The following is a 6,775-nucleotide window of genomic DNA, read 5'->3' on the forward strand; positions in this document are numbered from 1 at the left end:
GAGCAGCTGGAGATAGGAGGAATCAGATGAGACTGCCATTTGACGAAGTAAAAGAGGTTATGAAGGGGAAATTGATGGCCCACGGCTGTGAGGAGAAAAAGGCCGATAAAGTGGCCCACGAGGTGGCCAGAAATTCCCTGGAGGGAACCTATACCCATGGAATCAACCGGTTTGCCAGATTAATCCGGAATATGGATGAGGGAATCGTGAGACCGGAGGCCGAGCCGGAAATCATCAACCGGTTCGGTGCGCTGGAGCAGGTGGACGGCCACCTGGGCTTTGGCATCACCAATGCCTGGTTCTGCATGGACGAGGCCATCAGGCTGGCGTCGGAAAACGGCATCGGCATGGTGGCCCTCCGGAATACCAACCATTGGCTGCGGGCCGCCACCTACGGCTATCAGGCATGTGAGGCCGGCATGGCCGCCATCTGCTTCACCAACACCATGCCCAACATGCCCACCTGGGGCGCTGTGGATTCCAGAATCGGCAACAATCCCCTGGTGTTTGCATTTCCGAGAAAGGAAGGGCATCTGATAGTGGATATGGCCATGTCCCAGTTCTCCTACGGGGCTCTGGAGCTGGCCCGCCTTCAGGGGCGGGAGATGCAGATAGACGCCGGATTTGACAAGGACGGCCATCTGACCAAAGACCCGGATGCGGTTATCAAGTCCAGGAGAACCCTGCCCACCGGATACTGGAAGGGAGCGGCGCTGTCCTTTATGCTGGATGTGTTTGCCTCCACCATTTCCATGGGAAATACGGTGGCCGGCGCGGGACGGTTAGAGGGGGATGAGCACGGGGTATCCCAGATGTTCCTGGCGATTGACTATCAAAAGCTTGTGCCGGAGGAGGTTGCTGAGAAGACGCTGGAGGAAGTGGTGGCGGACCTGCTGGCATCGACGAAGGATGAGCACACAGACAGGATTGTCTACCCCGGTCAGAGGAAACAGGAGATAAAGGAAGATAACTTAAAAAATCATATCCCGGTGGATGACGGCGTGTGGGAGGAGATTTTGAAGCTGTAACAGGAATTTTTGCATGGCATATTGTGTCAAATGCCGTCAAATTTAGTGCGTGGGAGGTTGGGAGACCGGTCAGTGGGGTGACCCCTACATTTCCCCACTCGTCTCCATTGTATCCAATTGTATACAATACATAAAATATCATTGTTAAGAATTCTTAATTATGATATACTGTGAAAGATGGCAAAAATGTGGGACTACCATGTGCATTTTTGTCAATTAGGTCAACGAAAATGTATAGAAAGAGGGTTAGTTAGATGGGATTGGCTACATTTAAAGGCGGCGTTCATCCATACGAGGGAAAAGAACTGTCCGCGAGTAAGCCGATTGAGATTCTGATGCCGAAGGGCGAGCTGGTTTATCCGCTCAGCCAGCACATCGGAGCCCCCGCGAAGCCCCTGGTGAAAAAAGGCGACCAGGTGTTAGTGGGACAGACAATCGGTGAAGCCTGCGGGTTTGTGTCAGCAAATGTCATTTGTTCCGTGTCAGGAACGGTGAAAGCGGTCGAACCAAGGCGGGTTGCCAATGGAAGCATGGCAGAGTCCATCGTTGTGGAAAATGATGGAGAGTACAAGACAGTGGAGGGAATGGGAACAGACAGAAACCCATCCGGCCTGTCCAAACAGGAGATCCGCGATATCGTAAAAGAGGCTGGAATCGTAGGTCTCGGCGGTGCGGGATTCCCCACTCACGTAAAATTGACACCAAAGGAAGACGACAAAATTGAATATGTGATCGTCAACGGCGCCGAGTGTGAGCCGTATCTGACATCCGACTATCGGCTTATGCTGGAGCAGCCAGAGAAGATCATCGGCGGTTTGAATATCATTTTAAGCCTGTTTGACAAGGCCCAGGGCGTCATCGGCATCGAGGACAACAAGCCGGAGGCCATCGCCAAGATGACAGAACTTGTGAAAAATGAGTCCCGCATCAAGGTAGTTCCCTTAAAGACCAAATACCCGCAGGGCGGTGAGCGGACGCTCATCTACGCGGTGACGGGAAGAAAGATTAATTCCACCATGCTCCCGGCAGATGTGGGATGCATCGTGGACAATGTGGACACCGTATCCGCCATCTATATGGCAGTATGTTATAGGACCCCGCTTCTCCGCAGAATCTTCACTGTGACAGGCGACGCGGTTGCCAATCCGGGCAATTTCGAGGTGCGCATCGGTACCTGCCAGCAGGAACTGGTGGACGCGGCAGGCGGCTTCAAGACGGAGCCGGAGAAGATTATATCCGGCGGTCCTATGATGGGGCAGGCTTTGTTTGATTTAAACATTCCTGTGACGAAGACATCCTCCGCCTTAACCTGCATGACCAAGGACGAGGTAGCGGCCCAGGAGCCGACGGCCTGTATCCGCTGCGGCAGATGTGCCGAGGTGTGTCCTGGACGCATCATTCCACAGAAGCTGATGCGGCCGGCCTTAAACGGCGACTTGGAGACATTTGAGAAATTACACGGTATGGAATGCTGTGAGTGTGGCTGCTGCGCCTTCATCTGCCCGGCCAGAAAACAGCTGACCCAGGCATTTAAAGAAGCAAAGCTGGCCGTGAGAGCAGCAAAGAAGAAAGCGTAGGAGGGTGAAGAATGAGTAAATTATTGAACGTATCATCATCACCTCATGTCAGAACTCAGACGACCACGAAGGGCATTATGTACGACGTGGCCATCGCCATGATTCCGGCAGCTGCGTATGGTGTATACCAGTTTGGAATAAAAGCATTGTTGATTATCTTAGTCACTGTGGCAGCCTGTATGCTCAGTGAGTTTGTTTACCAGAGTCTGATGGGACTGCCTGTGACCATCAGTGACGGCAGCGCCTTAGTGACCGGTTTGATTCTGGCATTGAATATGCCGCCGGAGATTCCGTTATGGATTCCCTTCCTGGGCGGTGTGTTTGCCATTATTGTAGTAAAACAGGTATTCGGCGGTCTGGGCCAGAACTTCATGAACCCGGCCCTGGCAGCAAGATGTTTCCTGCTCATCTCTTTTACCGGAAGAATGTCCACCTTCGTGCTGGATGGAGCATCCGGAGCTACCCCGTTAGCGATGATGAGAGCAGGACAGCAGGTAGATACCGCGGCCATGTTCATCGGAAAGATTCCGGGAACCATCGGCGAGGTGTCCACACTGGCACTGTTAATCGGAGCCGCTTATCTTTTGATTAAGAAAGTGATTTCCATCCGCATCCCGGGTACATACATCCTGACCTTCGCCATCTTCATGTTTCTGTTTGGCGGTATGGACGGCGGTTATGTGCTGGCCCAGGTGTGCGGCGGCGGTTTGATCTTCGGCGCCTTCTTCATGGCAACCGACTATGTGACCAGCCCGATTACAGTTAAAGGACAGATTGTGTTCGGTATTCTGTTGGGTATTCTGACCGGCGTGTTCCGTCTCTGGGGCGGTTCCGCGGAGGGCGTATCCTACGCCATCATTTTCTGCAACATCCTTGTTCCACTCATTGAGAAGGTGACCATGCCTGTGGCATTTGGTTTCGGAAAGGGGGGCAAATAATATGAAAAAAGGCGGATTTATGAAAGACGCGCTGATTTTATTTGCAATCACCTTAATCTCCGGCATCTGTCTCGGCGGCGTGTACGAGATTACCAAGCTCCCCATCCAGGAGAGCAAGATGAAAGCCGATTTAGCGACCTATCAGGAAGTGTATCCCAACGCGGTGGACTTCAAGTTTGACCAGGCATTGCAGGATGCGGCGGAGGCGGCTCCTGAGAACTTTGCGTCAGCCGGTTTAAACATCGGCAGCGTGGAGATTCCCGTGGCCTTAAATGCCGTTGACGCATCAGGAAATGTGGTCGGCCACATTTTCACCGGTCTCTCCAAGGACGGCTACGGCGGCAACATTAAAGTATCGGTTGGTGTGACCAATGAAGGCGAGATTACCGGTATCGGATTCATCGAGATTAACGAGACTCCGGGTCTTGGTATGAATGCGACCAATCCGGATTTTAAAGACCAGTTTAAGGGCAAGACAGCAGAGCAGTTAAATCTGGTTAAGGGCGGCGGCGCAGGCGACGACGGAATCGATGCCATGAGCGGCGCAACCGTTACATCAACAGCAGTCACGAATGCAGTTAACGGAGTTCTCTACTTCGCTCACAACTGCATTCCACAATAGGAGGTGGGAAACGATGAATAAATATACCGAGCGTGTATACAACGGTATTGTCAAAGAGAACCCTACCTTCGTCCTGATGTTGGGAATGTGTCCGACCCTGGCGGTTACCACTTCCGCCATGAACGGCTTAGGTATGGGACTCAGTACGACCGTAGTACTGATTATGTCTAACTTTATTATATCCGCGTTGCGAAAAATTATCCCGGACAGAGTACGTATTCCGGCATTTATCGTAATCGTGGCATCCCTGGTTACCGTGGTCCAGCTGCTGATTCAGGCGTATATTCCGTTCCTGTATGATGCACTGGGAATTTACATCCCGTTAATCGTTGTAAACTGTATCATCCTGGGACGTGCGGAGTCCTATGCTTCCAAGTTCGGACCCGCCTTATCGGCCTTTGACGGTATCGGTATGGGAATTGGTTTCTCCATCGCCCTGACAGCCATCGGTGCGGTCCGTGAGCTGATTGGTTCCGGTTCCATCTTTGGATTAGGGATTATGCCGGCAAGCTATGAAGCCGTATCTATTTTCGTGCTGGCTCCAGGCGCTTTCTTTGTTCTGGCTGTGCTGACAGCGCTTCAGAACAAGTTTAAAGCTCCGTCAGCCACCAACGGCTCCGTGGTACAGTCCAAACTGGCCTGCGGCGGCGATTGTATGAACTGTTCCGGTTCCTCCTGTATGTCCAATCACAGCATTCTGGAGACCAGAAGAACCCAGGCGCTTGAGGATGCTCTTGAGCAGAAAAAAGCAAACGTGGCCAAAGCACAGGCGGAGCTTGATGCGGCTACGGCGAAGAAAGATTAGGAGGGGTGGATAGATGAAAGAATTATTATTAATTGCCATTGGCTCTGCCCTGGTTAACAACGTAGTACTCAGCCAGTTCTTAGGACTCTGCCCGTTCCTCGGCGTGTCCAAGAAGGTGGAAACCTCCGCCGGCATGGGAGCGGCCGTTATCTTTGTAATTACCATCGCGTCCGCGGTGACCAGCTTGATTTATGAGCATATCCTGAGCAAGGACGGAATCCTTGGCATCGACTTAACCTTCCTGCAGACCATCGTGTTCATCCTGGTGATTGCGGCCCTGGTTCAGTTTGTGGAGATGTTCTTAAAGAAATCCATGCCTGCTCTCTATGAGGCACTGGGCGTTTACCTGCCTCTGATTACCACCAACTGTGCGGTACTCGGTGTGGCGTTAACCAACGTACAGAAGGAATACGGATTTGTAACCAGCGTTGTCAACGGATTCGGAACCGCTGTGGGCTTTACCATCGCGATTATCATGTTAGCCGGTATCCGTGAGCGGATTGAGGGCAACGACGTGCCATACAACTTCCAGGGGTCACCCATTGTGCTGATTACCTCGGGACTGATGGCCATTGCATTTTTCGGATTTTCCGGATTAATATAAGGGAGGAGACGAAGGATGAGTATAACAGGAGTGATTATGGCAGCTGTTGTGGTGGGAGCCGTCGGGTTACTGATTGGCGTCCTCCTTGGCATTGCCAGTGAGAAGTTTAAGGTTGAGGTGGACGAGAGAGAGATTCTGGTCCGCAACGAACTGCCGGGCAACAACTGCGGCGGCTGTGGATATCCGGGCTGTGATGGTCTTGCAAAAGCCATCGCCGAGGGAAATGCAGACGTTGGAGCCTGCCCTGTAGGCGGCGCCCCGGTAGCGGATAAAATCGCGGCCATCATGGGCGTATCCGCTGGCGGTTCCGAGAAGAAGGTGGCCTTTGTGAAATGTAAAGGCACCTGCGACAAGACAAAAGTGCAGTACAATTATTACGGACTGGATGACTGTAAGAAAATCTCCGTTGTCCCAGGCGCCGGCGAGAAAGCCTGCATCTACGGATGTATGGGCTACGGCTCCTGCGTGAAGGCCTGTGCCTTCGACGCCATCCACGTGGTGGACGGTGTCGCTTTGGTGGATAAGGAAAAATGCGTTGCCTGCGGCAAATGCGTGGCCTCCTGTCCAAACGGCCTGATTGAGCTGGTACCATACAGCGCCGAGCATCTGGTACAGTGCAGCTCCCACGACAAGGGCAAAGATGTCAAGGCCAAATGCGAGGCCGGCTGCATCGGCTGTACGCTGTGTATCAAACAGTGTGAGTTCGACGCCATCCACATGGATAACAACGTGGCAGTCATCGACTATGAGAAGTGCACCAACTGCGGCAAGTGCGCGGCGAAGTGTCCGGCGAAGGTGATTGTGTAAAGCAATAGGCAGTTTAACAGTAAGCAGATAAAAAAGAGACAGGCAATATCCCATAGCGGGTGCTGCCTGTCTCTTTTTTCATATAACAGGAAAGTGCGTCCTGTTATACAAAAACCCTCCGGGGGATGCGCACTCCGCGCTAAGGTAGTATGGTTGCTGAAGCAACCGCGCTCCGGCGCGAGGGGCTGTAAAAAAACTCCCCTAAAAGAAAAATCGCTGAGGTCGTGAGACTTCAGCGATTTTTTTGGTATAATTAATTATGCGACTAAATAAAAATACCAATAATAATTATACAGTACGTCAACTGAAATTACCACTGGAAATCGAAAAATTAATTGATATTTCTGATCCGGTATACACTTTCTGCGAGGTAATGGATCACATCGACCTATCA

7 protein-coding genes and 1 pseudogene are annotated in these 6,775 nt (G+C 51.9%); all 8 read left to right on the forward strand.

The window, feature by feature from the left end:
* Positions 1-1,028, forward strand: a 1,028-nt coding sequence (gene yiaK, locus HMPREF9473_RS17925; RefSeq protein ID WP_347509272.1) for a 3-dehydro-L-gulonate 2-dehydrogenase, incomplete at its 5' end; no start/stop codon positions are given.
* A gap of 254 nt (positions 1,029-1,282) precedes the next feature.
* Complete coding sequence (rsxC, locus tag HMPREF9473_RS17930) at positions 1,283-2,605, forward strand: electron transport complex subunit RsxC (RefSeq protein WP_006781609.1); 1,323 nt, start codon at positions 1,283-1,285, stop codon at positions 2,603-2,605.
* Positions 2,606-2,616: 11 nt separating this feature from the next.
* The gene (locus HMPREF9473_RS17935; protein ID WP_006781610.1) at positions 2,617-3,543 is read left to right on the forward strand and encodes an RnfABCDGE type electron transport complex subunit D; all 927 of its coding nucleotides are present in this window, start codon (positions 2,617-2,619) and stop codon (positions 3,541-3,543) included.
* 1 nt (position 3,544) lies between these two features.
* On the forward strand, positions 3,545-4,165 hold the full coding sequence (locus tag HMPREF9473_RS17940) for an RnfABCDGE type electron transport complex subunit G (RefSeq protein WP_006781611.1): 621 nt from the start codon (positions 3,545-3,547) through the stop codon (positions 4,163-4,165).
* A gap of 13 nt (positions 4,166-4,178) precedes the next feature.
* A complete protein-coding gene (rsxE, locus tag HMPREF9473_RS17945; protein ID WP_006781612.1) occupies positions 4,179-4,970 on the forward strand; it encodes an electron transport complex subunit RsxE in 792 nt (263 codons plus the stop codon).
* A 13-nt stretch (positions 4,971-4,983) separates the two neighbouring features.
* The gene (gene rsxA / locus HMPREF9473_RS17950; RefSeq protein ID WP_006781613.1) at positions 4,984-5,574 is read left to right on the forward strand and encodes an electron transport complex subunit RsxA; all 591 of its coding nucleotides are present in this window, start codon (positions 4,984-4,986) and stop codon (positions 5,572-5,574) included.
* A gap of 15 nt (positions 5,575-5,589) precedes the next feature.
* Positions 5,590-6,381 carry an RnfABCDGE type electron transport complex subunit B gene (locus HMPREF9473_RS17955; protein WP_034859603.1) on the forward strand — a complete coding sequence of 264 codons (792 nt, stop codon included), beginning with the start codon at positions 5,590-5,592 and terminating at the stop codon, positions 6,379-6,381.
* A 259-nt stretch (positions 6,382-6,640) separates the two neighbouring features.
* Positions 6,641-6,775: pseudogene (locus tag HMPREF9473_RS28780) on the forward strand (transposase); the annotation flags it as partial.

Source organism: Hungatella hathewayi WAL-18680, from assembly GCF_000235505.1.
Classification (GTDB): Bacteria; Bacillota; Clostridia; order Lachnospirales; family Lachnospiraceae; genus Hungatella_A; species Hungatella_A hathewayi_A.